This is a genomic window from Methylobacterium sp. CM6244 (genome assembly GCF_054817885.1).
Genome location: NZ_CM139247.1, coordinates 1,104,705 through 1,129,635, shown reverse-complemented (window position 1 = coordinate 1,129,635; position 24,931 = coordinate 1,104,705). Strand labels below are relative to the sequence as shown.

The 24,931-nt window shown below is 66.6% G+C and carries 27 protein-coding genes; 15 read left to right on the top strand and 12 right to left on the bottom strand.

Features of this window, described 5'->3' with window-relative positions:
* Positions 1-30: 30 nt before the first annotated feature.
* The 5 genes from mnmE to ACYQML_RS05185 all read right to left on the bottom strand — a co-directional run bounded on the left by mnmE (position 31) and on the right by ACYQML_RS05185 (position 5,761).
* A complete protein-coding gene (mnmE, locus tag ACYQML_RS05205) occupies positions 31-1,338 on the bottom strand; it encodes a tRNA uridine-5-carboxymethylaminomethyl(34) synthesis GTPase MnmE (RefSeq protein WP_461234916.1) in 1,308 nt (435 codons plus the stop codon).
* 217 nt (positions 1,339-1,555) lie between these two features.
* Complete coding sequence (gene rho / locus ACYQML_RS05200; RefSeq protein WP_056423088.1) at positions 1,556-2,899, bottom strand: transcription termination factor Rho; 1,344 nt, start codon at positions 2,897-2,899, stop codon at positions 1,556-1,558.
* Between the two features lie 267 nt (positions 2,900-3,166).
* Positions 3,167-3,835 (bottom strand): Smr/MutS family protein, encoded by a 669-nt coding sequence (locus ACYQML_RS05195; protein WP_461234915.1) that lies wholly within the window; start codon positions 3,833-3,835, stop codon positions 3,167-3,169.
* Positions 3,832-5,016, bottom strand: a complete 1,185-nt coding sequence (gene mltA / locus ACYQML_RS05190) for a murein transglycosylase A (protein ID WP_461234914.1) — start codon at positions 5,014-5,016, stop codon at positions 3,832-3,834. Before mltA ends, ACYQML_RS05195 begins: the two co-directional genes overlap by 4 nt.
* Before the next feature lie 16 nt (positions 5,017-5,032).
* Entirely contained in the window at positions 5,033-5,761 is a 729-nt protein-coding gene (locus tag ACYQML_RS05185; protein WP_207413072.1) for a Tim44/TimA family putative adaptor protein, read from the bottom strand.
* A gap of 436 nt (positions 5,762-6,197) precedes the next feature.
* On the opposite strand from ACYQML_RS05185, the gene secB reads away from it, so the two are divergent.
* The 3 genes from secB (at position 6,198) to hisS (ending at position 9,074) form a co-directional block, all read left to right on the top strand.
* On the top strand, positions 6,198-6,710 hold the full coding sequence (secB, locus tag ACYQML_RS05180; protein ID WP_056423082.1) for a protein-export chaperone SecB: 513 nt from the start codon (positions 6,198-6,200) through the stop codon (positions 6,708-6,710).
* Between the two features lie 233 nt (positions 6,711-6,943).
* Complete coding sequence (locus tag ACYQML_RS05175; RefSeq protein ID WP_311275675.1) at positions 6,944-7,429, top strand: DUF3429 domain-containing protein; 486 nt, start codon at positions 6,944-6,946, stop codon at positions 7,427-7,429.
* A 106-nt stretch (positions 7,430-7,535) separates the two neighbouring features.
* A complete protein-coding gene (gene hisS / locus ACYQML_RS05170; protein WP_461234913.1) occupies positions 7,536-9,074 on the top strand; it encodes a histidine--tRNA ligase in 1,539 nt (512 codons plus the stop codon).
* Between the two features lie 70 nt (positions 9,075-9,144).
* Here hisS and ACYQML_RS05165 read toward each other — a convergent pair whose 3' ends face one another.
* The gene (locus ACYQML_RS05165) at positions 9,145-9,576 is read right to left on the bottom strand and encodes a MarR family winged helix-turn-helix transcriptional regulator (protein WP_461228867.1); all 432 of its coding nucleotides are present in this window, start codon (positions 9,574-9,576) and stop codon (positions 9,145-9,147) included.
* Between the two features lie 157 nt (positions 9,577-9,733).
* On the opposite strand from ACYQML_RS05165, the gene ACYQML_RS05160 reads away from it, so the two are divergent.
* Positions 9,734-11,056: an MFS transporter gene (locus ACYQML_RS05160; RefSeq protein WP_461234912.1), complete on the top strand. Its 1,323-nt coding sequence runs from the start codon at positions 9,734-9,736 to the stop codon at positions 11,054-11,056.
* 13 nt (positions 11,057-11,069) lie between these two features.
* Here ACYQML_RS05160 and ACYQML_RS05155 read toward each other — a convergent pair whose 3' ends face one another.
* On the bottom strand, positions 11,070-11,606 hold the full coding sequence (locus ACYQML_RS05155; RefSeq protein ID WP_461234911.1) for a L,D-transpeptidase family protein: 537 nt from the start codon (positions 11,604-11,606) through the stop codon (positions 11,070-11,072).
* A 267-nt stretch (positions 11,607-11,873) separates the two neighbouring features.
* On the opposite strand from ACYQML_RS05155, the gene ACYQML_RS05150 reads away from it, so the two are divergent.
* A complete protein-coding gene (locus ACYQML_RS05150) occupies positions 11,874-12,560 on the top strand; it encodes a response regulator transcription factor (protein ID WP_056423065.1) in 687 nt (228 codons plus the stop codon).
* Between the two features lie 3 nt (positions 12,561-12,563).
* Here the strand turns inward: ACYQML_RS05150 and ACYQML_RS05145 are convergent, their stop codons facing one another.
* Positions 12,564-12,785 (bottom strand): hypothetical protein, encoded by a 222-nt coding sequence (locus tag ACYQML_RS05145; protein ID WP_056423062.1) that lies wholly within the window; start codon positions 12,783-12,785, stop codon positions 12,564-12,566.
* Between the two features lie 176 nt (positions 12,786-12,961).
* On the opposite strand from ACYQML_RS05145, the gene ACYQML_RS05140 reads away from it, so the two are divergent.
* The 5 genes from ACYQML_RS05140 (at position 12,962) to ACYQML_RS05120 (ending at position 16,788) form a co-directional block, all read left to right on the top strand.
* Positions 12,962-13,414: a cyclic nucleotide-binding domain-containing protein gene (locus tag ACYQML_RS05140; RefSeq protein ID WP_056423059.1), complete on the top strand. Its 453-nt coding sequence runs from the start codon at positions 12,962-12,964 to the stop codon at positions 13,412-13,414.
* 88 nt (positions 13,415-13,502) lie between these two features.
* Positions 13,503-13,766 carry a YARHG domain-containing protein gene (locus tag ACYQML_RS05135; protein ID WP_056423056.1) on the top strand — a complete coding sequence of 88 codons (264 nt, stop codon included), beginning with the start codon at positions 13,503-13,505 and terminating at the stop codon, positions 13,764-13,766.
* Positions 13,767-13,854: 88 nt separating this feature from the next.
* Entirely contained in the window at positions 13,855-14,697 is an 843-nt protein-coding gene (dapD, locus tag ACYQML_RS05130; protein ID WP_056423053.1) for a 2,3,4,5-tetrahydropyridine-2,6-dicarboxylate N-succinyltransferase, read from the top strand.
* A 173-nt stretch (positions 14,698-14,870) separates the two neighbouring features.
* Entirely contained in the window at positions 14,871-15,752 is an 882-nt protein-coding gene (locus ACYQML_RS05125; protein WP_461234910.1) for an alpha/beta fold hydrolase, read from the top strand.
* A 145-nt stretch (positions 15,753-15,897) separates the two neighbouring features.
* On the top strand, positions 15,898-16,788 hold the full coding sequence (locus ACYQML_RS05120; protein ID WP_056423048.1) for an acid phosphatase: 891 nt from the start codon (positions 15,898-15,900) through the stop codon (positions 16,786-16,788).
* Between the two features lie 190 nt (positions 16,789-16,978).
* Here ACYQML_RS05120 and ACYQML_RS05115 read toward each other — a convergent pair whose 3' ends face one another.
* Complete coding sequence (locus ACYQML_RS05115; protein ID WP_311275669.1) at positions 16,979-17,722, bottom strand: TerC family protein; 744 nt, start codon at positions 17,720-17,722, stop codon at positions 16,979-16,981.
* 45 nt (positions 17,723-17,767) lie between these two features.
* Positions 17,768-18,682 (bottom strand): lipid kinase, encoded by a 915-nt coding sequence (locus ACYQML_RS05110; RefSeq protein ID WP_207414246.1) that lies wholly within the window; start codon positions 18,680-18,682, stop codon positions 17,768-17,770.
* 540 nt (positions 18,683-19,222) lie between these two features.
* Here ACYQML_RS05110 and ACYQML_RS05105 point away from each other — a divergent pair.
* From ACYQML_RS05105 to ACYQML_RS05090, 4 genes are all read left to right on the top strand, one after another.
* Positions 19,223-20,071: a hypothetical protein gene (locus ACYQML_RS05105; RefSeq protein ID WP_461234909.1), complete on the top strand. Its 849-nt coding sequence runs from the start codon at positions 19,223-19,225 to the stop codon at positions 20,069-20,071.
* Between the two features lie 15 nt (positions 20,072-20,086).
* Positions 20,087-21,550, top strand: a complete 1,464-nt coding sequence (locus tag ACYQML_RS05100; RefSeq protein WP_461234908.1) for a thermonuclease family protein — start codon at positions 20,087-20,089, stop codon at positions 21,548-21,550.
* Between the two features lie 76 nt (positions 21,551-21,626).
* Complete coding sequence (locus tag ACYQML_RS05095; RefSeq protein ID WP_056423036.1) at positions 21,627-22,619, top strand: SPFH domain-containing protein; 993 nt, start codon at positions 21,627-21,629, stop codon at positions 22,617-22,619.
* The gene (locus ACYQML_RS05090) at positions 22,616-23,050 is read left to right on the top strand and encodes an NfeD family protein (protein ID WP_461234907.1); all 435 of its coding nucleotides are present in this window, start codon (positions 22,616-22,618) and stop codon (positions 23,048-23,050) included. Before ACYQML_RS05095 ends, ACYQML_RS05090 begins: the two co-directional genes overlap by 4 nt.
* 39 nt (positions 23,051-23,089) lie before the next feature.
* On the opposite strand, the gene ACYQML_RS05085 is transcribed toward ACYQML_RS05090, so the two are convergent.
* On the bottom strand, positions 23,090-23,512 hold the full coding sequence (locus ACYQML_RS05085; RefSeq protein ID WP_056148692.1) for an organic hydroperoxide resistance protein: 423 nt from the start codon (positions 23,510-23,512) through the stop codon (positions 23,090-23,092).
* A 279-nt stretch (positions 23,513-23,791) separates the two neighbouring features.
* Here ACYQML_RS05085 and ACYQML_RS05080 point away from each other — a divergent pair, with 279 nt between their 5' ends.
* Positions 23,792-24,319: a MarR family winged helix-turn-helix transcriptional regulator gene (locus ACYQML_RS05080; protein ID WP_461234906.1), complete on the top strand. Its 528-nt coding sequence runs from the start codon at positions 23,792-23,794 to the stop codon at positions 24,317-24,319.
* Between the two features lie 75 nt (positions 24,320-24,394).
* Here ACYQML_RS05080 and ACYQML_RS05075 read toward each other — a convergent pair whose 3' ends face one another.
* Positions 24,395-24,760 (bottom strand): c-type cytochrome, encoded by a 366-nt coding sequence (locus tag ACYQML_RS05075; RefSeq protein ID WP_056249457.1) that lies wholly within the window; start codon positions 24,758-24,760, stop codon positions 24,395-24,397.
* Positions 24,761-24,931 lie beyond the last annotated feature (171 nt).

Sequence of the window (24,931 nt, the reverse complement as noted above, 5' to 3'; positions counted from 1 at the left end):
GCCAGGGACCACCAGCCTTGGCGCCACCCGTCACTTACCGATACAGAACCCGGAGAAGAGGCGATCGAGCATATCCTCGACGCCGACCCGACCGGCGACCTCGCCCAAGGCGCGAACGGCAAGCCTCAGATCCTCGGCGAGCAGCTCCGGAAGGGCAGGGCCCGACACGATCCTGGAGAGGTGATGGCTGCAGCGGGTCAACCCATCGCGGTGCCGCTCGCGAGTAATGAGAGCATCGCCGCCGCCAAGGGCTTGCTCCGCCCTCGCTTCAATGAAGCGTAGCAGGTTGTCGATACCCGCACCGGTCAACGCGGATACGGCGAGTACCCCATTCATGGCAACGCCCAAATCCGACTTCGTTTGAACCCGGATCGTGCGATCTGGCAGGACGTTCGCTGGGTCGTGTGGTTCGTCATTTGGCTGGAGCGCAAGGACGAGATCGGCTTGGTCCATCCGGTTGCGGGTGCGCCGGATGCCTTCAGCCTCGACTGGATCGGTCGTATCCCGCAAGCCGGCCGTATCCACGATGATGACCGGCAGCCCGCCGAGATCGCAACGAATCTCGATAAGGTCGCGGGTCGTGCCTGGAATGGCAGAAACGATCGCGGCATCGCGCTGGCTCAGAGCATTGAGCAGCGTGGACTTGCCGGCATTGGGCGGCCCTGAGAGAACCACGACGTAGCCCTCCCGCAGACGCTCTCCCCGCCGGCTATCGGCGAGAGCGTGATCGATGTCGTCACGGATGGCGCGAGCCTTGGCATGAAGCGCCGCATCGAGCGCGGAATCATCCACATCGCCCTCGTCGGCGAAATCGAGGGCGGCCTCGGCTCCGGCCAGGAGATCGATGAGACGATCACGCCAATCGGCCACCTTACGACCCAGGACTCCGTCGAGTTGACGCAGAGCTTGGCGTCGTTGCGCTTCTGTCTCCGCGTCGATGAGATCTGCCGCACCCTCGACGGCGGTCAGGTCCATCCGACCGTTTTCCACGGCACGTCGGCTGAACGCCCCAGGTTCGGCGATATGGCATCCGGGATGAGCAGCAAGCGCGGCCATGACAGCGGAGCGCACCGCGAGGCCACCATGGAGGTGGAGTTCGGCCATATCTTCGCCGGTGAACGTCGCAGGTCCCGGCATCCACGCCACGAGGGCGGAATCGAGTGGTTCGCCGGTCGTGGGTTCGCGGAGAGTCCGAAGAGATAAGCGCCGAGGGGGTGGCAGTCGCTTCGCGACGCTCGTGACCAGGTCGGCTGTGGCAGGTCCGCTGATTCGAATGACGGCGACGGCCGCACGTCCGAAACCGCTGGCGGGCGCGAAAATGGTAGTGCCGTCGTTCATAGCTCAACCACGACGCCGCGTAGGTTCCTATGTCGGTCCGCTCTATAGCCGACGAAAAGAATGGTTTCTTTTGGAAACCATTCTCATTGAGCGCACGCTTGAGACTCGCGCTAGCGGATCTTGCGCGAAGGAGGGACCCGAACGAGAACCTTCAACGCGCAAGAGGGAAAACCTCGATACCCCGCAGGCACAGAAGGGAAGAGAGATTTAGCTTCCCTCAGGTATTCATCGAGTCGAAGAAGTCGTTGTTGCTCTTGGTCTGGCGCAGCTTGTCCATGAGGAACTCGATGGCGTCCGTGACGCCCATCGGGTTGAGGATGCGGCGCAGCACGTAGGTCTTCTTGAGCGAATCCGGCGGCACCAGAAGCTCTTCCTTGCGGGTGCCTGAGCGGGTGATGTCGATCGCGGGGAAGATGCGCTTGTCGGAGACCTTGCGGTCGAGAATGATCTCGGAGTTGCCGGTACCCTTGAACTCCTCGAAGATCACCTCGTCCATGCGCGAACCGGTATCGATGAGCGCGGTGGCGATGATCGAGAGCGAGCCGCCCTCCTCGATGTTGCGAGCGGCACCGAAGAAGCGCTTCGGCCGCTGGAGCGCGTTGGCATCCACACCACCGGTGAGCACCTTACCGGAGGACGGCACCACGGTGTTGTAGGCGCGGCCGAGACGGGTGATCGAATCGAGCAGGATGACCACGTCACGGCCATGCTCCACGAGGCGCTTGGCCTTCTCGATCACCATCTCGGCGACCTGAACGTGGCGGGTGGCCGGCTCGTCGAAGGTGGAGGCGATGACCTCGCCCTTCACCGAGCGGATCATGTCGGTGACTTCCTCGGGACGCTCGTCGATGAGCAGCACGATGAGGTAGCATTCCGGGTGGTTGATGGTGATCGACTGCGCGATGTTCTGCATCAGCACGGTCTTGCCGGTACGCGGCGGCGCCACGATGAGAGCGCGCTGGCCCTTACCGATGGGCGCGACGATGTCGATGATACGCGGCGAGAAGTCCTTCTTCGGCGGAGCGTCGAGTTCGAGCTTGAAGCGCTGCGTCGGGAAGAGCGGCGTCAGGTTGTCGAAATGGACCTTGTGCTTGATCTTCTCCGGGTTCTCGAAGTTGATCGTGTTCACCTTGAGCAGAGCGAAGTAGCGCTCGCCATCCTTCGGGCCGCGGATCGGCCCCTCTACGGTGTCGCCGGTCCGCAGGCCGAAACGGCGGATCTGGGTGGGCGAGATGTAGATGTCGTCGGGGCCGGGCAGATAGTTCGATTCGGACGAACGCAGGAAACCGAACCCGTCCTGAAGCACTTCCACCGTGCCGGCGCCGATGATCTCGACCTCCTTGGCAGCGAGCTGCTTCAGGATGGAGAACATGAGCTCCTGCTTGCGCATCGTGGAGGCGTTCTCGACCTCGACCTCCTCCGCGAAAGCGATAAGGTCCGTCGGGGTCTTGGACTTCAGATCCTGAAGTTTGACCTCGCGATGCGGGCTCAGATCGGCAGCGACCAATCCGACCTCTGCCGGCGGATCAACGGGAAGGAGGGAATCGTTCTGTGACGTCATGGGAGAATGAGAACCGACGATGGACGAGGGTTGATCGGGCTGAACAGTCGGAGGAGCGCCGGATGCCTTGTCGGCACCTGTGGTCGGAACAGCGGTAAAGACCGGTTCCGCGCATCGTCTATGGGGAGCCTATGGCTCTCGGATGCAACACGGCGTAAAAGGAGGGACCTCCCCATATCGCGTTTCCGCATCCTGCTCAAGCCCCTCATAGGCGATCGGAATGCGGGATCGCGCTCTTCTTGCTGGGAGACGCCTCGATTCACGACGTCAACGTCGCCTCAGCCGGACGTAAAGGGCTCCGGCGCCACCATGATGGCGCGCCGCCTCCTCGAAGCCGATGACGACGCTGCGCAGTTCCGGCGCACGCAGCCAGTGCGGCACCGAGCGGCGCAGGACCCCTCGCTCCGAGAAAGCATTGTCATAGCCTGCCCCGCCCCCTTTGCCGGTGACGACGAGCACATGGGCATGGCCCGCCGAACGGCAGCGCATCAGAAAGCCGATCAGGGCATCGTGAGCTTCGGCCTGATACAATCCGTGAAGGTCGATCCGTGCCTCAACCTTGAGCGATCCACGCCGCAGGGCGAGGCGAGCCTTGCGTTCCAGGCCCGGCAGGGCAGGTGGGGTGACGATGGCCGCCGGGGCCGCCACGAGAGCGGGGGCGGGGACAGGTTTCACGATGCGTTTCGGGGGCGCTTTCACGCCACCGGGCAAGCCGGCCCTTTCGGCAACAGGCTTGGCAACAGGCTTGGCAACAGGCTTGGCGACGAGCGCCGGTACTTCCGGTTTCCGCTTCGGAGGAAGGGGATCCCCAGTTGGCAGTGTTTTGGCCTTCGGAGAAGGAGCACGTCCGCGCAGCGGCGTGATCAGCCGTGCGATTTCGCCCCAGAGGAAGGCGTCCTCCCCCGACAGGCCGCGGGGTCTGCGCGGCATCCTCATGGGACCGCACGCGGCTTCGGCAGCAGGACGACGAAGCCGACCGCATCGCGCAGGTTGCCGGCGGCGATCCCCGCCGCTTCTCCCGTGCCGAGATAAAGGTCCCCGCGCGCCGGGCCGACGATGGCCGAACCGGTATCGGCCGCAACGACGAGGCGCCCCGGGGCATCCTCCCCGGCGATCCGTCCCTCGAGCCAGAACGGCGTTCCGTAACGCCACAAAGTGGAGTCGACCGCCAGGCTCCGGCCCGGGGTCAGGGGGACGCCGGCCGCGCCCGGAGGGCCGAGGCGGGGATCCTCCACTTCGGCGAGTCGGAAGAAGATGTATGAGGCGTTTGCCCGCATCAGTGGCTTGGCAAGGGCCGGATTGTCGCGAAGCCAGCCGGTCCAGCGGGCCAGCGTCAGGCCCTCGAGGGGGAGATGCCCCGCCTGGACGATGAGCTTGGCCACCGACGTATAGGGACGACCGTTGCGGCCGTCATAGAGCACCCTCACCGCCCGTCCATCCGGAAGGCGTACGCGCCCCGATCCCTGAACCTGGAGCACGAAGAGATCGACCGGATCGCGCAGGTAGACAAGCGGCCGGGCCCGCTCCCCGATTGCGCCATCCTCTATGGATGCACGGTCGGGGTAAGGCTCGAAGCCGCCCGGCGTCGCCCGTGCCGCCCGCAATGTCGGATCGAGGCCGGGCTTCGTCTCACCGGGGGCGAGACTCACGAGATCGTCCGGCCGGGCAAGGGCCGGGGTGGTGAAGCCGGGGCCGGCCGCGAGGGAACCGGTCAGTTCCGGTTCGAAATAGCCGGTGAGAAAGCCCGTCCGGCGCGAAGGACCACCCGCCTCGCCTGCTCTTACGATACGGTAGGCATCGAAATTCCGCGCGAAGAAGGCCCTGGCCTCATCCGGCTTGACCGAGGCCGCACGGGTGCAGGCGGCGGCAAGATCCTCCGCCGAGCCGGCGACAGTCGCGGCGATCTCCACCGGTGGAGCGGCGCAGGTCCGGCGGAACACCTCGAGCGAAGCGGCCGGATCGGAGCCGGGAAAGCCCGGCAAGGCGGTCGGGTCCACGGGCTCGAGAATCGCCTCTCCGACGCGAAGCGGCCCGGTCGCGAGAGCGACCGGGCCGGGAAGACAGCCAGCAGCGAGAGCTAGGGCGGCGAAGGATGCCCGATTGATAAACCCGGTCACGACAAACCCTGGATCCTCAGGCGCCGGCTTCCGTGGCCACGAGCTGCCAGTTCGGATCCCGGCTGCCCAGCGTGCGGGCGAAGGTCCAGACATCCGGCACCTCGGCCACGGCCTCGGCATTGCCGTCGATCACCTGACCATCGGCGCTGCGGGTCGCGGTGATGAGATGCGAGAGGAAGTGTACGGTCACCTGTGCCACCTTGTTGCGGACATCCACGGCAACGATCTCCGCCTTGTCGAGAGAGACGAAAGTGGTTTCCACTGTCTCACGGCGCGACTCGCGGGCTGTGATCTCCCGCTCGAACCCCTCGCAGACTTCGCGCGAGAGAAGGCTGCGCAGGGTCTTGCGGTCGCCCTTGGCGAAGGCGATCACGATGGCCTCATACGCACCCTTGGCACCTTCGACGAAGGCGCGGGGATCGAAGTTCGGTTCTGCCTGAACGATCGCTTCGAGACCATGGGCGACAGCGGAGCCCGGCTCGGCGATGCCGCGCCAGTCGCGGGCGACGGCAGCGGCGGCCGGTGCCGAATCAGGCTGCGGCTGAACCCGGTCCGCCCCTGGCAGACGCACCACGTTATCGCCTTCCGACCGGGTCGGCTGCGACGGATTGTGGTTCCGGTCCACCGGTTTGAACGGCGAGCGCTCCGCTCCGGTCTTCTGTCCCAGCACAGACCGGAGCCGCCAAATGACGAACACCGCGAGTCCCAGGAAGATCAGGGTCGTCAAATCGAAAGAATCCTGCATCACCGATCCGATCGTGGCCGTCGCACGACATGCTTGTTCGAGGGGGCTCCCAAGAATCCCGCCGCTACGCCCTTTATTGGAGCGTTGCGCAAGGATCGAGCCGGAGAATTCAAAGGATCCCGCCCGCGAGAGGAGGGCGCGACCCACGAGGTCACCCTGCATATGGGGCTGCCCGCGCGCCGTATCCAGGCAGGGAGGAGCCATGCCGGAGGCCTCAGGGTCAAGAGCAGACCGCCGACTTCGGAGACGGCTCCGGTTCCTCGACCGGATCGACGCGCCTGCGGATCGCCTCCTCCCGCCCCTCGTCTTGTCCGGGGTGGCCCATCGTGTTAGCGCGCTGTGCTCTCGGCCCCGGCCCTGCGACGATCAGACGATACGCCGCGCAGTGGATCGCCGAGGTGGCCCAGTAGACCCCGCGAAAGAGGACGAGATCGCCATGGCCGATACCCCGGCACCGAACGGCAACGGCGCGGCTCCCGCCGAGGACCAGTCGCCCGCCATCAACGCGTTGGCCCAATACGCCAAGGATCTCTCCTTCGAGAACCCCAACGCGCCGCGCTCGCTCCAGCCGCAGGAAAGCGGCCCGCAGATCAACATCCAGGTCAACGTCAATGCCAAGCAGTTGGCCGAGGCCGATTTTGAGGTCGAGCTGACCCTGGAAGGCGATGCAAAGATCAACAACGAGGTGCTGTTCGCCTTCGAGCTGAACTATGCCGGCATCTTCCGCATGCGCAACATCCCCCAGGACCAGCTGCATCCGGCCGTGATGATCGAGTGCCCGCGCCTTCTCTTCCCGTTCGCGCGCCAGATCATCGCTGAGGCCGTGCGCAACGGCGGTTTCCCGCCTCTCTATATCGATCCGATCGATTTCGTGGGTCTCTACCGCCAGAAGGCCTTCGAGGCCCAGAACCAGCAGGGCAACACTCCGACCGGTCCCCTCGCCTCCTGATCCACGAACGGATCTGCCAAGGCATTTCCGCCATCGATCCCGAGAACGCCCCGGCCGCCTTCAGCGTGCCGGGGCGTTCTCGTCTCGGGATACGAGCAAGCGGCAAGTCCACCTGTTGCACGTGAAAACAGCCGCGCTTGGCCTGCCGGCGCCGATCTCAAGCACGTCGCGCTCCGGAACTGGGCCACGGCGCGACGGTTGCCCGGCTGGGTGAATGGAGGAGCTCTCCCGGCATGAAGCGAGATGACAACCGCACGCTCAACGTGAGTGAGCCCCGTCGCGTGCCCTGGCTCAGCATCGTTCTCGGCTACGGGCCGATGGTGCCGTTCGCCCTCGGTGCAGCTTTCGCCTGGTGGCGGCGGGACGATCTCGGCGATGCGGTCCTCTACCTCACCATTCTATGGGGCTGTGCGATCCTGCTGTTTCTGTCGGGCGTACGGCGTGGTGTCAGCTTCCGCACCGAGGGTGGTCCGACCTTCATCCAGATCGCCACCATGTTCGGCCTGTTCGGCCTCGGTTTTCTCGCGCTCCTGTCCGCATCCCTCGGCCAGACAGTGGCGGCCCTCGCCCTTCTCATCGCCGGCTTCACCGCCGTGGCGATCCTCGATCCCATCGCCGCCCGTACCGGCGAGGCGCCGCTCTTCTTCGCTCGACTTCGCCCGCTGCAGATCCCCATCGCCATTCTCAGCTTATGCGCGCTGCTCGGCCTCAAGCTCTAACGACGGCACCCGGCGTCCCTCCCTTTGCCCGGCACGCTTGCCGCTCGGGAGCGCCCGCGATAGAGCCCGCCTGACATCGACAGCCCGAACGCAAAGCGAAGACACCATGGCCAAGGCCGAATCCAAGAAGGCCGATCCCACGAAGGCCGACACGTTGAAGGCGCGCCTGCCGCGCGGCTTCGTCGACCGTCGCGCCGATGAGATCGCCGCCCAGCACCGGATGCTGGAGACGATCCGCCAGAGCTTCGAGCTCTACGGGTTCGAGGCGTTGGAGACGCCCTTCGTCGAATACACCGAGTCCCTCGGCAAGTTCCTGCCCGATCTCGACCGCCCCAACGAGGGCGTGTTCTCGTTCCAAGACGACGACGAATCCTGGCTGTCCCTGCGCTACGACCTCACCGCGCCTCTGGCCCGGCACGTGGCCGAACATTTCGACGCGATCCCCAAGCCCTACCGCAGCTTCCGCGCCGGCTACGTCTTCCGCAACGAGAAGCCCGGTCCCGGCCGTTTCCGCCAGTTCATGCAATGCGATGCCGACATCGTCGGAGCGGGCTCCGTCGCGGCGGATGCCGAGATCTGCATGTTGATGGCCGATACGCTGGAAAAGCTCGGCCTGTCCGGCCAGTACGTCATCAAGGTCAACAACCGGAAGGTGCTCGACGGCGTCATGGAGGCTATCGGCCTCTCGGGCGAGGACAAGGCCGGCCAGCGCCTCACGGTTCTGCGGGCCATCGACAAGCTCGACCGCCTCGGCGTCGACGGGGTACGCCAACTTCTCGGCGAAGGGCGAAAGGACGAGAGCGGTGATTTCGCTAAAGGTGCGGGCCTCGCACCCGACGCCATCGAGCGCATCCTCGCCTACGTCTCTTTCCAGGCCGCTCCCGACGCAGAGGGCGACCGGATGGCGTTCTGGGAGCAATTCTTCGGCTCGTGGAGCGATGTCGTCGGCTCGTCCGAGACCGGCCGTGAGGGCATCGCTGAACTGCATGCGATCATGCGGCTCTGTGCGGCGGCGGGCTATGGCCACGACCGCATCCGGGCCGACCCTTCGGTGGTGCGCGGCCTCGAATACTATACCGGCCCTGTCTACGAGGCCGAACTGACCTTCCCCGTCACCAACGAGGAGGGCCAGACCGTGCGCTTCGGGTCGGTGGCGGGCGGCGGCCGCTATGACGGCCTCGTCGGCCGCTTCCGCGCCGAGCCGGTGCCGGCGACGGGCTTCTCCATCGGCGTGTCGCGCCTGTTCTCGGCGCTGCAACTGACCGGGAGCCCTCTCCTCGAGGGCACCGCGAAGCCCGGTCCGGTGGTGGTGCTGGTTCTCGACCGCGACAACATCGCCGATTACCAGCGCCTCGTAGCGCGCCTGCGCGAGGCCGGCATTCGCGCCGAACTCTATCTCGGTGGCTCCGGCATGAAGGCGCAGATGAAATACGCCGACCGGCGCGGCAGCCCTTGCGCCATCATCCAGGGCTCCAACGAGCGCGAGGCCGGCGAAGTCCAGATCAAGGACCTCATCGAGGGTGCCAAGGCGGCGGGCGACATCGCCAGCAACGCCGAATGGAAGGCGGCACGCCCGGCCCAGTTCTCGGTCAAGGAAGAAGAGATGGTCGAGCGTGTCCGCGGGGTGCTGGCGCGGCATTTCTGAAGGCGACTGGGACAACCGGAGGCTGAACCATGCGCGGTCCCGCCCCCGGATCACTCGCCCGCCGCCCCTCTCACGCGGCTGGTGACAGCTCCGTCCTCGCCAGGCTGAGCGCCGCCTGGCGCAGGTCGCTTGCCGGCACCGCTCCGTAGCGTTCCTCGAACGTCTGCTGCGCCTGCTCCCAAAGGGGAAGCGCGTCCTCCATTCGCCTCCGCCCCGCAGTGGTGAGGGTGAGGGAGCGCGTGCGACCATCCGGTCCGGGACCGACGGCGACGAGCCCGTCCCGCGTGAGGGGACGAAGAGCGCGCCCCATCGTGGTCCGGTCCATCACCATGATCTCCGCGAAGGTGTTGATGGAGATCGGCCCGACACGACCTAGGCTGCGCAACATTCCGTACTGGCTGGTCCGCAGGCCCGTGGGCGCGAGATGCTGGTCGTAATGCTGCGTCAGCCGCCGCGATGCCTGGCGTAGGGCGATGCAGTGGCACGGTGACGCCAAGTCCATCGTGAGAAATCCTCGATATACGGAATCACGGGGTCTGGGGACGGGATGCTTGTCTAACGAGTGCATATGCGCCTAAGCAAGGCCGACCGCGTCGTGGTGCCAGGCTTGCTCGCCGGGTCGTCACGCCGAACCACCATGCGGAACCCGAAGAGGCCGTATGTCCATCACTGCTCCCTTCGGGTCGCTCTCGAACGCCGTTGCAGGGCCCCTCGCCCGCCGGAACGTTCATTACGGCTGGGTCGTCGCCGCCGTCACTTTCCTCACCATGCTGGTCACGGCCGGCGCCGTGGGTGCGCCCGGCGTCCTGATCCTGCCGCTTCAGAGGGAGTTCGGCTGGGACACGGCGACGATCTCATCGGCCCTGGCCGTGCGCTTCGTGCTGTTCGGATTGATGGGGCCTTTCGCGGCCCAGCTGATGAACCGCTACGGCCCGCGCCGCATCGTGCTCCTGGCGCTTCTCCTCATCGTCGGGGGGTTGCTCACCTCCCTCTTCATGAGCGAGGTCTGGCAGCTGGTCATGCTCTGGGGCGTCGTCGTCGGCATCGGCACGGGGCTCACCGCCCTGGTGCTCGGCGCCACCATCGCGACCCGCTGGTTCTCGCGGTCGCGCGGCCTCGTCGTCGGTCTCCTCACCGCCAGTTCGGCCACCGGCCAACTCATCGTTCTCCCGCTCCTCGCTGCCCTCACCGAGCATCTCGGCTGGCGTGCAGCACTCCTGGTGATCTGTGGACTCCTGCTCGCGGCGGGGCTCGCTGTCACAGCGCTGATGCGCGACCGGCCGGAGGAGATGGGCCTCGCCCCCTATGGCGAGACCGCCGTTACCGGCGCCGTCGCGCCGCCGGCCGTGAACGGCTCCGCCCTCGGGGTCCTGGCGGAGGCGTCGCGCACGGGCGTGTTCTGGGTCCTCTTCGCCACGTTCTTCATCTGCGGAGCCAGCACCAACGGGCTGATCCAGACCCATTTCATCCCCCTCTGCGCCGATTACGGCATCGGCCCGGTCCAGGGGGCGAGCGTGCTCGCTGCGATGGGGGTGTTCGATTTCATCGGCACGGTGGCGTCCGGCTGGCTCTCCGACCGATACGACAACCGCTGGCTCCTGTTCTGGTATTACGGCCTGCGTGGCCTCTCACTGATGTTCCTGCCCTTCTCCGACTTTTCCTTCGTCGGCCTGTCGGTCTTCGCCGCCTTCTATGGGCTCGACTGGATCGCCACGGTGCCACCCACCGTACGGCTCACCGCATCCCGGTTCGGGCGCGAGAAGGCGAACCTCGTCTTCGGCTGGGTGTTCGCGGGCCATCAGCTCGGGGCCGCCACCATCGCCTACGGTGCCGGACTGTCGCGCACGGCCTTGTCGAGCTACCTGCCGGCCTTCTTCGCCGCCGGCGCTCTGTGTATCCTCGCCGCCATCCTGGTCATGACCCTGTCCCGTCCGGGAGACCGGCGGGACGTCTCGCCCGCCGCCCTGCCGACGCGTGGGTAGCAGGATGCGGCCGTCAGAGGATCTGCAGCCGCGTACGCGGCCCGACGCGCCGCAGCAGGCGAACGAGATCGGCTCGCTTCACCGCCACGCAGCCCTCCGTCGGCAGGTATCCCGGCCGTGCCACATGCAGAAAGATCGCCGAGCCGCGTCCCGGCCGGATCGGCTGCCGGTTGTAGTCGAGGTCGACGACGAGGTCGTAGAGACCGTCCTCCCGCCACATCCGTTCCGCGCTCACGCCGGGGGCGGGCAGGGTGATCGGGCGGTTGTAGCGCCGGTCGCGCGGGTCGTCGCACCAGCCGTCGTTCGGCCGCGTCGGGCGCAGAGCCAGGGCGGTGCGGGGGCGCGCGCCGAAATGGTCCGGCCGATAGGCCCCGGCCCGGAGGCGAAAACGGCCGCGCGGGGACAGGCCGTCCCCTTCCCGCTTGACCTGCCCGATGCCGGAGCGGCCGAGCGCACAGGGAACGATGGAGCCCGCCATGAGAATCTGCCCGCGGGTCGGGTCACCCACCAGCCGGCGGACGCGGATGAGAGAGAGGGTCAGCGGGATCATGCCCGACTTATCGTCCGAACGGACCGGTTCGGACCAGCGCGTTCCTCGTCACGGCGCTCGATGGTCGCGCCTGCGAGAAACTTTTCGAGGCGTCGAGCCGTCGAGAATGTGCGAAGTCTGGCCTCGCCGCGAAGTCGTTCAAGGTTCTGACATAAAACATCCATCACTCTGCTGTTTTACGCTCGCGGCCGACGATTCGGCCATCTCTCAGGTTTTCGGGACCGGCCCGTCCGGTCTTCCCAGCTGCGTGTGAAAGTATCCCGGCCGATGTCGACCACCCATCGCCTGCTCATCTGCGACGACGACGAGTCATTGCGCGAAACCTTGATCGAGCAACTCGATCTGTACGAGGAGTTCGTCATCGTCAGCGCGGAAGACGCGAAATCCGCCCTCGCCCGTGTGGCCGAGGACCGGATCGACCTCGCGATCATGGATGTGGGCCTGCCGGACATGGATGGGCGGGAGGCGGTGCGGGCCATGCGCCGCAACGGCTACCGCGGACCGGTCATCATGCTGAGCGCGCAGGATTCGGAGGACGACATGGTGGAGGGCCTGGAGGCGGGCGCCAACGATTATGTCGCCAAGCCCTTCAAGTTCGCCGTGCTCCTCGCGCGGATCCGCGCGCATCTGCGCAGCCATGAGGCGAGCGAGGACGCCGTCTTCCAGATCGGCCCCTACACGTTCCGCCCCGGCGCGAAGCTCCTCGTCTGCGAGCGTGGCTCGAAGTTGAAGCTCACCGAAAAGGAGACCGCGATCCTGCGCTTCCTCTACCGTGCCGGCCGCGAAGTGGTGGGACGCGATACGCTCCTGGCCGAGGTCTGGGGCTACAACGCGCAGGTCACCACGCATACGCTGGAGACCCACATCTACCGCCTGCGCCAGAAGATCGAGCCGAACCCGGCCGTTACCGCCATCCTCGTGACGGAAGGCGGCGGCTACAAGCTGCTGCCCTGAGGATCAGGCAGCCGCGTTCGGCGCATCACCGCCGGACGTGTAGAAGGCCGCAATCTCCCGGATGAGGTCGCGCTGCTGCTCGTAGACGAGATCCGACAGGATTTCGTCGTCGTTGCGGTCGATGACCGACAGCAGGCGGATATCCGGATATTGGCCTTCGAAGAAAACCAGGACTTCGGATTGCGCATAGGGATCGTTCGGATCCAGGCAGAAGTGATTGGACACCGGAATTTCCGTCTTCGTCTTGCTTGAGAGACGCGTCTATCGACCGGTTTCATGACATCTGTTTGATCGACGCTCCGTCCCTGCGCCGGTGCAGCGCCGGATTTCCCCCTCGCCCGCCTTCGGCTAAGGCTTGATCCGTCGGAGGGGTTACCTCCGTCTTGAGGGAGCGCACGGCATTGGGGCTCGACGACGACATCGCGATCCTGGCGGCCGCGCCCCTGTTCAGCCACATGGCGCGCGATGCCCTGAGACTCCTCTCCTTCGCCGCCGAGCGCCGCAGCCTGACGGCGGGCGACGTCCTGTTCGCCCGCGACGAGCGCAGCGATGGCGGGTTCGTCGTCATGTCCGGAACGATCGAACTGGCGCCCCGCGTAGACGGAGCCGAGCCCGTCCGGGTAGGCCGTTCCGCCCTGATCGGACAGATGGCCCTGTTCCTGCGCGGCGAGCGCCCCACCGATGCCCATGCCGTGACACCGGCGGAGGTCGTCCGAATCACGCCCACGCTGATGCGCCGGGTGCTCGAGGAATTTCCCGACGCGGCCGAGACGATCCACGCCACCCTCGCCGACGACCTGGATGCGTTGGTGAAGGGGCTCGACGGCGTCCGCGCCAGGATCGATGCGTTCTGACGGCCGATCGGCGCGCTCCGAGATCTGGCGAAACCGGCACAGACGGGCCACAAGCCTTCAGGTTCTCACACCTGCCCAGGAAGTGCCCATGCGTGCCCTCGTGATTCTGTGCCTCGCTCTCCTGCCCGCCGCCCCCGCCCTGGCCGCATCCCCCTGCGACGAGCTCTGGGGCGAGCGCAACGCGGTCTATGCGGAGGCCGGCTACTGCTTCAAGACGCAGCGGGCGATCTCGGCCTTCGGCAACGTCAATTGCCGCTTCTCCGACATCCGCGACGTCCCGCTCTCTGCCCGCGACCGGGCGAAGGTCGGCGAGATCGTGCGGGAGGAAACCCGTAACGGCTGCCGCGAGTGAGCCTGCGTCTCGCCTGATGCCCCGAGGTGACAGGCCGGGCCGCCTTTTGTAAGCACGGCCCTTCCCCCTAACCGACCGGAACGCCACCATGTCCCACGCCGATCTCTCCACCACCATCGAGACTGCTTGGGAGGAGCGTGCCGGCATCGACGTCTCGACCAAGGGCGCCGTGCGCGACGCCGTGGACGAGGCTCTCGATCTTCTCGATACCGGCAAGGCCCGCGTGGCCGAAAAGGTCGGCGAGGAATGGCAGGTCAACCAGTGGCTCAAGAAGGCGGTGCTGCTGTCCTTCCGCCTCAACGACATGGAGATCATCCATGGCGGACCCGATGGCGCCAATTGGTGGGACAAGGTGCCATCGAAGTTCGAAGGCTGGAAGAAGAAGCATTTTCGTGAGGCCGGTTTCCGGGCCGTGCCGGGCTGTTTCGTGCGCCGTGGCTCCTACATCGCGCCGGGCGCGGTGCTGATGCCCTCCTTCATCAATCTCGGCGCCCATGTGGGTGAGGGCACGATGGTCGACACCTGGGTGACGATCGGCTCCTGCGCGCAGGTGGGGAAGAACTGCCACATCTCCGGCGGCGCCGGCATCGCGGGCGTACTCGAGCCGCTCCAGGCCAACCCGGTCATCATCGAAGACAATTGCTTCATCGGCGCTCGCGCCGAGGTGGCCGAGGGCGTGATCGTCGGTGAGGGCAGCGTGCTCTCCATGGGCGTCTATATCGGCGCGTCGACGAAGATCATCGACCGGTCCACGGGCGAGGTCATGTATGGCCGCGTGCCGCCCTATTCGGTGGTGGTCTCGGGCACGACGCCCGGTAAGGACCTGCCCGACGGCACGCCCGGCCCCGGCCTCTACTGCGCCGTCATCGTCAAGCGCGTCGATGCCGGCACCCGCTCCAAGACCGCCATCAACGAGCTGCTCCGGACCTGAGACCCGCACGCATTCGACGCGGATCGGCACTCCCCTCTTTCCCGTCGAGGAAAGAGGGGAGGCGGACGCTCGTCCTCGGCCCTGGCGCGACACCGAGCCGGCCTATGCGGCAGCGACCGGCGCGTTAGATCTCCAATCCGATGCAGACCGTCCCGGATGAGGCGTTGCCAACGATGATCGAGCCTGCCCACTCCACCCGTGGCTTTCAGCTCGACGTGCTGGAGCGCAAGGTCCCTACGCCGTGCGACATCGTCGGGAGCGGCCCGGCCGCTCTGCTCCTGCCCGCCCTGTCGTCGATCTCAGCACGGGCGGAGATGCGGCCCCTGGCCAAGATCCTGGGCCACGACTACCGCTGCCTCATTCCCGACTGGCCCGGCTTCGGCAACCATCCGCGATCCCGCATCGCCATGGAGCCGGAGACTTTCCATGCCTTCATGGATTCGCTGATCGCAGCCGTGCCGGGACCCTACGCCATCGGCATCGCGGCGGGTCATGCGGCCCCTTATCTCGTGGCGGCCGCCCAACGGCATCCAGGCCAGTTCGACCAGCTCGCTCTCGTCGCTCCCACATGGCGTGGACCGCTGCCCACCGCGCTCGGCGACGCGCGCCGTGGCTGGCTCTCGGGGATCCGCAAGGCCATCGAGCTTCCGCTTCTCGGCGAGGCGCTCTACCGCATCAATATCAGTCCCCCGGTGATCGGCCGGATGATGCGCGCGCATGTCTATGCCGATCCGGACCACGTCACGCCGGGCATCATCGCCGACAAACATGCCGTGACGCTCCAGCCGGGTGGCCGTTTCGGCACGGCGGCCTTCGTCACCGGAGGGCTCGACCCGTTCGAGGCCCGCAAGGACTTCCTGGCCCTGTTCGAAGCCGAAGGGCTTCCGCCGATCCTGGTCCTGCGTCCCGAACGCGCCCCGCGCCGGTCCGGCGCCGAGATGGACGCCCTCATCGCCGCCGGCCATGTGGCCAAGGCTTCGGTTCCGGGGGCCCTCAGCCCGCACGAGGAATATCCGTGGGAGGTCGCCGCCGCGATCCGCGCGGGCATCCGTTAGGGGGATCCCGCGGCCGTCGAGGGGCACATTCGTTACGGAATGACGAAATGTCATGCGTTTCGAGTGCCATACGAGTGTCGTTCAGGAACCCTATGGCTCCCCTATCGCTTGCCATTCCCGACGCATTTCACCCTGAGCCGCTGCCATGTCTCCTCTGCTTCCCGCTCTCGCGTCGCTTGCCTTCACGTCCTGCGCCTTCATGGCGGCTCCCGTCATGGCGCAGGCGCCCACGCCGAACCCCGCGGACACCAAAGCCACGAGCGGAAAGCCTCGGTCGGCGCCAGCCGTCGCAGCGACTCCGTTGACGCCGGGGATGCCGGCACGCGCGCCCTATCTGTCCGACGCCACAGCACCTGATACAGTCGCGATCCTGCCTCCGCCCCCGCGGGGTCAATCGGCTGCCGAAACGGCGGATAAGACCATCTTCTCGGCGACCCGCGCCCTGAAGGGTAGCGCGCGCTGGGAACTCGCCACGGCGGATGTGGCGGACGGCCCCTCGGCCATCCTCGATGATTTCGCGTGCGTACTCGGGCGCAAGATCGATCAGTCCCGCTCGCCGGCCCTGATGACGCTGCTCGAACGCACGCGCCTCGATATCAGCCGGGCCACCCGCCCACTCAAGGAACATTACCGTCGCCTGCGTCCCTTCGTCGGCAACGACGCGGAGATCTGCGTGGCGCGGACCCGCGAACTCGGAGACGCGTTCAGCTTCCCCTCGAGTCACGCGACTCAAGGCTGGGCCTACGCATCCATCCTCGCGGCCCTGGTGCCGGAGAAGGCCACACAGTTCTTCCTGCGCGGCAAGGCTTACGGCGAGAACCGCATCGTTTGCGGCGTGCATTGGGCCAGCGACGTGGAGGCCGGACGCACCACGGCCAGCGTCGTCATCAGCGCGCTCCAGGGCGATGCGGGCTTCCGGGCCGATCTCGAAAAGGCACGGGTGGAGATTGGCAAGAACCTCTCGCAAGAAGGCTTGCCACCGGACGCGGCGATCTGTGCCCGCGAGACCTCGGCCCTGCGCGAGCCGATCCTGTAGGCGGTCACGAAGACGCGTCAGCGACCGGCGACGTTGGCCGCGGACACTCAGCCGGCTGCGTAGGCGAGCGAGCGAAGTTTCAGCCCATCCGCCAAGACCGATCGATGATCGAACGAAGAAAGGCCCGACCGTTATCCCGGTCGGGCCTTTCTTCGTTTTCCCGTGAAACGGAAGGGGAGGGGCTTTGCCCCTACCCCGCGCTGGTCTTGCCGCGCTTCCGGCGCCGGGCGAGGAGGTTGAGCCCCTCGACGCCGGCCGAGAAGGCCATGGCAGTGTAGATATAGCCCTTCGGCACATGGGCGCCGAAACCTTCCGCGATCAGCGTCATGCCGATCATGATGAGGAAGCCGAGAGCCAGCATCACCACGGTGGGGTTGGCGGCGATGAAGCGCGCCAGCGGGTCGGCTGCCAGCAGCATGACGGTGACGGCCGTGATGACGGCGATCACCATGATCGGCACGTGATCGGTCATGCCGACGGCCGTGATGATGCTGTCGATGGAGAAGACGAGGTCAAGGACCAGGATCTGGCCGACAGCTGTGGCAAAGCTCAGCGCCACCGGGGCGGACGCGTCTTCGTGGCCGTCGTCGGGATCGACGCTCTCATGGATCTCCTTCGTCGCCTTCCACAGCAGGAACAGGCCGCCGCCGATGAGGATCATGTCCCGCCAGGAGAAGGCCTTGCCGAAGATCTCAAAGACCGGCTGCGTCAGGTGGACGATGTAGGCGACGGTGCCGAGCAGGCCGAGGCGAAGGATCAGAGCGAGGCCGATGCCGATGCGGCGGGCCTTGGTCTGCTGATGGGCCGGCAGCTTGTTGGTGAGAATCGAGATGAAGATCAGGTTGTCGATACCGAGCACCACCTCCATCACGATGAGGGTGGCGAGCGCCACCCAGGCGGTCGGGTCGGCGGCGAGTTGAAGAAGCGAATCCACGGGGAGAGAACCTCGAACGTCGTCAGGTCGGAAAGCGGTGGAAGATCAGGATGCGGCGGGCACGATGCCGGGACGCTCCGAAGGTTCCGGCGCGAAGATCCGGAGGGCCTTGGGCACGACCTTGAAATGCGCCGGCGTATAGGTGGAGAGTTCCCCGTCGGTGTTCACCGGACGAGGCTTCTTCGTCTTCACTACGATCTCGGTGGTGTTGAAGGCACGAACGTCGGCGGCTTTGCCCTGGGTGCCCCGACGGAGGGCTGGCAGCAGCGCGATGAGCCGCCACCAATGCGTGACCTCCAGGCTATAGAAATCGAGCTTGCCGTCATCGACGGTGGCGGTCTCTTCCACGGTCATCCCGCCGCCATAGTGGCGCCCGTTGCCCACCGAGACCTGGATCGTGGTGATGGTCTCGGTCAGTCCGTCATGTTCGAGATAGACCGTGAAGGGACGTACCCGCCTCAGGACGCGCATGGCCGCGATGGCGTAGCCGAGCGTGCCCCATTTCTTCTTCGATTCGGCGGTGAGGTCACCCGCAAGATCGGCGGAGAAGCCGATACTCGCGACGTTGAAATAGTAGCGGCCGTTGACCCAGCCGAGATCCACCGCCTGGGGCTTCGCCGTGCCGATGAGCTCGGCGGCTTCCACCGGGTCGGTGGGCAGGCCGAGGGAGCGGGCGAGGTCGTTGGCGGTGCCGAGCGGCAGGATCCCCAACGGTAATCCGGTCTCGACCAGAGCGGGAGCAGCGGAGTTCATGGTACCGTCGCCACCGCCGAGGATGACGAGATCGCACTCCTTCGCGTGGCGCTTGATCACTGCCGTGCAATCGGGATCGCCCGGCGGCTCGAAGGGCTCGATGCCGGCGGCGCGCAGGGAATCGCGCACGGCGTCGAGGGAAAACGAGCCGTTCCGAGCGTTCGGATTGACGAGGAGGAGGGCCCGGCGAGTGGATGCGGCACTCATGAGGCCACCTCCGAAAACGAGCATGCCGAGATGCCGCAAAAGATCATCGATACAACCACGTGTGTCAGAACCCCCCGGTGCGTTCGCGCCGCGTCAGCGCAAAGGCAGAGAAGGAGTCCGACATCGCGGCCGACGCCTCGGCCGCCAGAGGGGCCCGGACCCGTCAAGCTCTCAAGAGGTGGGCGCTCTCGCGAGGATGGCAAGAGGTCATGCCCAGGAGAACGGCTTCAGGAGATCGGCGGCAACGCCCCGGGGACAGGATGCTCCCAGGGAGAGAGCGTGCCTGCAACTTCGGCGGAGAATGTCGGCCAATCGTTGGGAACAACGGGCATAGCGCGGGGAACGGGGGCTGACCCGACCGGTCGGCGCGGCGGTATGCTAGGTCTCTTGCCGGGGCGAGGTCCTTTGGCGAACGACCCGGTTCGACGCGGGCAACCGAACACCCGACCCTGACGTTTCCCTTCGGCGTTTTCCTTCGGCCGGGCGCTCTGATGCGGTCGTGCCCACCTTCCACGTCGTTCGCGACAGCGGTGAGATGCCATGCACCACGGATTGTTCTCCACCTGCTCGGCCGCCCTTCTCGTGGCCCTGGTCTCTACGGTCAGCGCCGAGGCGCAGGGGCGCCCGGCCTGGGTCGACCCCCCGGCCAAGGCCGATGTGAAGCCCGAACCCAAGAGTGAGGCGAAACCTGTCTCCCCTCAGGCGGTGCAGGAGGCCCCCCAGAGCAGTCCGGCCCAGGCGGCGAAGCCCGAGACCACGACGCGCGCCGCATCCGTCGCGGAGAGAGGCGCGGAGGCACCGCGGCGGGCTCGTCGTGGCACCCGCCACGCCGAGACCAGGCATTCCCCCCGCCGGCTCTCGCAGGTTCCGCCGAATGCGCTTCCCCTCACCGTCTCCCCCGGCGCACCGCCCCCGAGCATGGCGATGGCCTCCGAGGATCGCTTTCCCGAATGGGCACGCAAGGCCCAAAGGCTGAACGAGGATTATCTCGACGCGATCTCTGAGCCCGGCGATGGCATGGTCGCCGCAGCACCGCGCTTCTACGCCGATCATGTCCGCTTCCACGGCCGCACCCTGTCGCTCACGGCGGTGATGGCGGAGAAGCGCCGCTTCGTCCGACGCTGGCCGGACCGCCGCTACGTGGTGCAGGACGGCTCCCCGCGCACGGCCTGCAGCGTCAACACGAGCAGCTGTATCGTGCGCTCGACCTTCGATTTCCGTGCCGCGAACCCAAGGAGCGGTGCCCGCTCGCAGGGCGTGGCGGAACTGACCCTCGAGATTTCGTTCGCCGGATCACGCCCGGTGATCGTGTCTGAGTCGAGCCGCGTCCTGCGCCGCTTCGCACCTGGACCGCTGAGTGCGGCCGTATCGACACGGCATGGTGCCTGAGCCACAGTCGAACCAATGATCGCGACCGCCCCAAAGACACGCGCAACGGACACGTCACGCGCCGCCGACAAGACGCGCGCCACCGGCAAGGCTTCGAAAACGAATCCGTCCGACGAGGCAGAGGCTCCGGCCATTGTCGCTGCTCGGGCTGCCCGAGAGGCAGTCAGATCCCTGATCGATGCGGAGATCCGGCGCCAGAACGCTTTCCCGGTGGCCCGGCGGACGCTTCAGCTTTTGGCTGAGGCCGTGGTCGAGCCGACATCCGCTCCGCCCTTCTACCGAATCGTCGACCGTTCCGGGACACCGCGTCAGGGCGAGACCGGCCCCCTGACCTTATCGGAGCTGTTCGCCGAATTGCGGGAGCGTCATGGGGCGCTGTTCGTGCCGGTGCCACCCGAACCCGTGGCGGACGTGCCGCCCGAGCCCACCGCATCGGACGATATCAAGGCGGCCACGTCCCGGTTCGTGGAAACGCAGTCTGAGCTGGCCCGCTCCGTGATGGCCCGTTCGGTCGCCAGGGGAAGGTCCGCCGCGGCTGCGGTCTCGGCGACCCTGGCGGGCACTTTGAGCAACGTCCGCCACTCCCTGGCCGATCGCCCGAGCGACGGGCAAGGCGCCGGGCCGCAACCGAGTCTGCGCGAGCGCGGCATGCGCATCGGGGCCTCCTTCGGCGACAGGGCCCGCGAGACCGTCGCCATCGCTCGTGAGCGTCTCTCGGGCCTCGCTGCAAAGAACGGCACGACGTCTCCTCTGGCGACCCCAGGCCAAGGAGCGCAACCAGCCCGCTGGCCCGGGCTGCTCGCCCGCGCCGGTGACCGGGTCCGTCGCCTTCGGCGGGATGACGGCACGATCCTGACCCGGCCGAGCGTGCTCGCAGGCGCGGGACTGCTTGGCAGCCTCGCCCTCATCTTGCTCCTCACCCAGGGCGGTGGGGAAGACAGGCCGGCCTCCGCACCGGATGCGGAAGCTCCGCGCCAGGAAACGAAGGCACAGGATTCGGCCCAGCCGACACAGCCGCCCCAAACGCAGCAGGCCCAGAACCAGCCATCCACCATGACCAACCCGCGTGAGACCGTTCCGCCGGCGACCCCCCCCGGGATTCCCGCAGAGGAGCCGAGCCCGCCCTCGGCCGAGGAGAGCCGGGCCAATCCCCCGCAGCCGTCCAATGCCGTAACCGGCAAGACCGAGGTGATCGACACCGCAACCCTGCGCGTCGGCGGCAAGCTCGTTCGCTTGTTCGGCGTGGAATGGGTCCGTGGTGGGCAGCCGGAGGAACTGACCCGCTACCTCGCCGGCCGTCCGGTGACGTGCCAGCCGGTCGCCGGAAGTGCGGCCTATCTCTGCGCGGTGGAAGGCCGCGACCTGTCCGAAGTCGTGCTCTTCAACGGCGGAGGCCGGGCCTCTTCGGAGGCGACGCCCGATCTCGTCGCCGCCGAAGACCGTGCGCGGACGGAACGCCTCGGAGTTTGGGCGCGCTGACGCGAGGATGATTCACCTTGCATAGGGGAAGACGCTCGGCCTCAATGCCCTTCCTTGAAGGGATGTGGGGACAGGCATGGATCTCTCGATCGGGTTGAGCGTGGTGGCGGTGGCGCTCGTGATCCTGGTGGTCGTCACCCTCGCCATCGGCATCAACGTCATCCCGCAGGGCCACGTCTACACGGTGGAGCGGTTCGGCCGGTACTCGCGCACCCTGGAATCCGGGCTCGGCCTGATCGCACCGTATGTGGAGCGGATCGGCCGACGCGTGAACGTGATGGAGCAGGTCATCGAGGTGCCGAGCCAGGAGGCCTTCACCCGCGACAATGCGGGGGTGAAGATCGACGCGGTGGTGTTCTACCAGGTGCTCGACGCGGCCAAGGCGTCCTACGAAATTTCGAACCTCGAAACCGCGATGATGACGCTGACGATGACCAACATCCGCACCGTCGTCGGCTCCATGGACCTCGACCAGCTGCTGTCGCACCGTGACGAGATCAACGAGCGCCTGCTCCATGTCATGGACGCGGCCTCGTCGCCCTGGGGCGTGAAGATGACTCGCATCGAGATCAAGGACATCCTGCCGCCCGCCGATCTCGCCGGCGCCATGGCGCGCCAGATGAAGGCCGAGCGCGAGAAGCGTGCCTCCGTGCTCGAAGCCGAGGGCCATCGGCAGGCCGATATCCTGCGCGCCGAGGGGCGTAAGCAATCCGCCATCCTCGAAGCCGAGGGCCGGCGCGAAGCTGCCTTCCGCGACGCGGAGGGACGCGAGCGCAGCGCCGAGGCGGAGGCGCGCGCGACCGGCCTCATCAGCGCGGCCATCTCCGAGGGCGATCTGGCGGCGGCGAACTTCCTGGTGGCCGAGAAATACGTGGACGCGATCAAGGCCCTGGCCACAGCACCGAACCAGCGGGTGGTGGTGGTGCCGATCGAGGCGGCCTCCCTCGCGGGCACCCTGGGTGGCATCGCCGAGATCACCCGTAGCGTGTTCGGCGAGGGAGCGGCGCAGACGCGCAAGAGCTCCGGCCTCCCGCCCAAAGTCGGGCCGAGCAGCGGAAGCTCCTCGTGAACCTCGACATCCTGAGCGCTCTGGGGCCGGTCTGGACCTGGGTCCTGATCGGGCTGATCCTGATGGGAGCGGAGCTCGCGATCTCGGGCGTGTTCCTGGTCTGGCTCGGCATCGCGGCCATGATCACGGGGCTGGAGACAGCCCTCGTGCCCATGCCCTGGCAAGCTCAGATCCTGTTCTTCGCCGGCCTCTCGGTGGGGCTCGTCATCCTCACGCAGAAGCGGATGGCCGGACGGCCCAACAGTCTCAATCGGGGTGCGAACGGGCTGATCGGCCAGGAGTTTCGCCTCGATACCGCCATTACCGAAGGGTTCGGGCGGATCAGGGTGAACGACACCGTGTGGCGCGTCTCCGGTGCCGACGCACCGGCCGGCACCCGGATCCGGGTCACCGGCATCGAGGGAACCGTCCTCATCGTAACGACGGCCTGACAGCCGGAGGAAGACTCCTCCGGCTTCGCTCGGGCAGGTTCAGGCGACGCTGATATCGACTTGGATATTGCCGCGAGTGGCGTGGGAATAGGGGCACACCACATCGGCGCGCTTCACCAGATCCTCGGCCTTGTCCCGCTCGATGCCGGGCAGGGTCGCCTTCAGGGTGACGACGAGACCGAAGCCCTCGCCGTCGTCACGCGGGCCGATGCCGACGGAGGACTCGACCTTGGCGTCCTCGGGGATCTTCACCTTGTCCTTGGCGGCGACGAACTTGATCGCGCCGAGGAAGCATGCGGCATAGCCGGTGGCGAAGAGCTGCTCGGGATTGGTGCCGTTGCCGCCGCCGCCACCGAGTTCCTTCGGCGTCACGAGGGTGACGTCGACGGCCTTGTCGTCGGTGGAGGCCGAACCTTCACGGCCGCCGGTGGCGTGGGCATGAGCGGTGTAGAGAGCCTTCATCGGGCGTACTTTCTGCTGGGTATGAAATAGGGATTGCGTCTGGAACGGGGGTTCGGCGAGGCTTCGTTCCTTTTCGAGGAATTCTTCGCCACCACTGATCCACGGGTGACGAAACTCGGTTGCGCGCAACTGATATTCCATATGGCACCAAAGCCGATTGCGCGCAACCATGATGCGGAATTACCGCGAACGTTGGTGACCATTCCGCATTATCAATTAGATAGGGTACTCGGCTCGGACCCGACACCGTACCCGACCGACATGAAGGAGGCCGCACGAATGGCGGGCCGGACAACCACGCAGACCTCTGAATCCCAGGACGTCCCGGTCGCCGAAAGGGGGGTCGACGGCCAGCTTTGCTTCGCGGTCTATTCTGCGGCTCACGCTTTCGGTCGTGCCTACCGTGCCCTGCTGGCCGCCCATGATCTCACCTACCCGCAGTACCTCGTCCTCCTCGTGCTCTGGGAACAGGAGGGGCTGACGGTGAAGGAGATCGGCACGCGCCTGTTCCTCGATTCCGGAACGCTCACGCCCCTTCTCAAGCGGCTGGAGACATCGGGCCATGTCCGCCGCGCCCGCGACCGGGCCGACGAGCGCCAAGTGAGCATCTTCCTGACGCCGAAGGGCCGCGAACTGCAGGGGCGGATGGATTGCGTGCCCGGCCTCGCCGGCGCCTTGACGGGAATGTCGGAGGAGGCACGGCACGCGCTCCTCGAATCCCTCGTGATGCTGCGCGGCGCGCTTCACGACAACGTGGCCGACGCCATGGCGGAAACCGTCGTCTCCGGGCGACGGGCAAGGGCATGAAAAAGGCCGCCTCCCCTGCGGGGAAGCGGCCTCTCGATCGCTGATTCCGATCCGGCTGAGGATCGGGGAACGCTCTCAGTTCTGGGTCTTGAGGTAGGCGATCACGTCGGCGAGCTTCTTGTCGTCCTTGAGGCCGGGATAGACCATCTTGTTGCCGGGCACCTTCGCCTTCGGGTCCTTCAGCCACTCCTTGAGGTTCGCCTCGTCCCAGGTGATGCCCGAGCCCTTGAGAGCGGCCGAGTAGCTGTAGCCCTCGTAAGTGCCGGCCTTGCGGCCCACGACGCCCTTCAGATCGGGGCCGACGCCGTTCTTCACGAAATTGTGGCAGGCCTTGCAAGGCGCGAAAGCCTTCTCGCCGGCTGCCGCGTCGCCGGCTTCCTGAGCCTGGGCGGAGATCGGGAGCATGAGCGCGAGGGCGGCGCCGAGGATGAGGTGACGCATTATGATTTTTCCTCCATTGGGCAGCATGAGCCAGCCGAGCTTATGGCAGAGCTTTTGGTTTTAGAACAGATCGAGACTGGGAACGTTCCAAACTCGCCTCGCGGTCCGTGCGGCGAAACGAAGCCGACACCTCTCCATTTCGCCTTCAGACAACGTCGACACACCCGATCC

What these genes read in the sequence shown, in the direction of transcription:
- mnmE (WP_461234916.1), bottom strand. Translation starts at nt 1,338, where the DNA reads ATGAACGACGGCACTACCATTTTCGCGCCCGCCAGCGGTTTCGGACGT.
- rho (WP_056423088.1), bottom strand. Translation starts at nt 2,899, where the DNA reads ATGACGTCACAGAACGATTCCCTCCTTCCCGTTGATCCGCCGGCAGAG.
- ACYQML_RS05195 (WP_461234915.1), bottom strand. Translation starts at nt 3,835, where the DNA reads ATGAGGATGCCGCGCAGACCCCGCGGCCTGTCGGGGGAGGACGCCTTC.
- ACYQML_RS05185 (WP_207413072.1), bottom strand. Translation starts at nt 5,761, where the DNA reads ATGCAGGATTCTTTCGATTTGACGACCCTGATCTTCCTGGGACTCGCG.
- secB (WP_056423082.1), top strand. Translation starts at nt 6,198, where the DNA reads ATGGCCGATACCCCGGCACCGAACGGCAACGGCGCGGCTCCCGCCGAG.
- ACYQML_RS05175 (WP_311275675.1), top strand. Translation starts at nt 6,944, where the DNA reads ATGAAGCGAGATGACAACCGCACGCTCAACGTGAGTGAGCCCCGTCGC.
- hisS (WP_461234913.1), top strand. Translation starts at nt 7,536, where the DNA reads ATGGCCAAGGCCGAATCCAAGAAGGCCGATCCCACGAAGGCCGACACG.
- ACYQML_RS05165 (WP_461228867.1), bottom strand. Translation starts at nt 9,576, where the DNA reads ATGGACTTGGCGTCACCGTGCCACTGCATCGCCCTACGCCAGGCATCG.
- ACYQML_RS05160 (WP_461234912.1), top strand. Translation starts at nt 9,734, where the DNA reads ATGTCCATCACTGCTCCCTTCGGGTCGCTCTCGAACGCCGTTGCAGGG.
- ACYQML_RS05155 (WP_461234911.1), bottom strand. Translation starts at nt 11,606, where the DNA reads ATGATCCCGCTGACCCTCTCTCTCATCCGCGTCCGCCGGCTGGTGGGT.
- ACYQML_RS05150 (WP_056423065.1), top strand. Translation starts at nt 11,874, where the DNA reads ATGTCGACCACCCATCGCCTGCTCATCTGCGACGACGACGAGTCATTG.
- ACYQML_RS05135 (WP_056423056.1), top strand. Translation starts at nt 13,503, where the DNA reads ATGCGTGCCCTCGTGATTCTGTGCCTCGCTCTCCTGCCCGCCGCCCCC.
- dapD (WP_056423053.1), top strand. Translation starts at nt 13,855, where the DNA reads ATGTCCCACGCCGATCTCTCCACCACCATCGAGACTGCTTGGGAGGAG.
- ACYQML_RS05125 (WP_461234910.1), top strand. Translation starts at nt 14,871, where the DNA reads ATGATCGAGCCTGCCCACTCCACCCGTGGCTTTCAGCTCGACGTGCTG.
- ACYQML_RS05120 (WP_056423048.1), top strand. Translation starts at nt 15,898, where the DNA reads ATGTCTCCTCTGCTTCCCGCTCTCGCGTCGCTTGCCTTCACGTCCTGC.
- ACYQML_RS05110 (WP_207414246.1), bottom strand. Translation starts at nt 18,682, where the DNA reads ATGAGTGCCGCATCCACTCGCCGGGCCCTCCTCCTCGTCAATCCGAAC.
- ACYQML_RS05105 (WP_461234909.1), top strand. Translation starts at nt 19,223, where the DNA reads ATGCACCACGGATTGTTCTCCACCTGCTCGGCCGCCCTTCTCGTGGCC.
- ACYQML_RS05100 (WP_461234908.1), top strand. Translation starts at nt 20,087, where the DNA reads ATGATCGCGACCGCCCCAAAGACACGCGCAACGGACACGTCACGCGCC.
- ACYQML_RS05095 (WP_056423036.1), top strand. Translation starts at nt 21,627, where the DNA reads ATGGATCTCTCGATCGGGTTGAGCGTGGTGGCGGTGGCGCTCGTGATC.
- ACYQML_RS05085 (WP_056148692.1), bottom strand. Translation starts at nt 23,512, where the DNA reads ATGAAGGCTCTCTACACCGCTCATGCCCACGCCACCGGCGGCCGTGAA.
- ACYQML_RS05080 (WP_461234906.1), top strand. Translation starts at nt 23,792, where the DNA reads ATGGCGGGCCGGACAACCACGCAGACCTCTGAATCCCAGGACGTCCCG.
- ACYQML_RS05075 (WP_056249457.1), bottom strand. Translation starts at nt 24,760, where the DNA reads ATGCGTCACCTCATCCTCGGCGCCGCCCTCGCGCTCATGCTCCCGATC.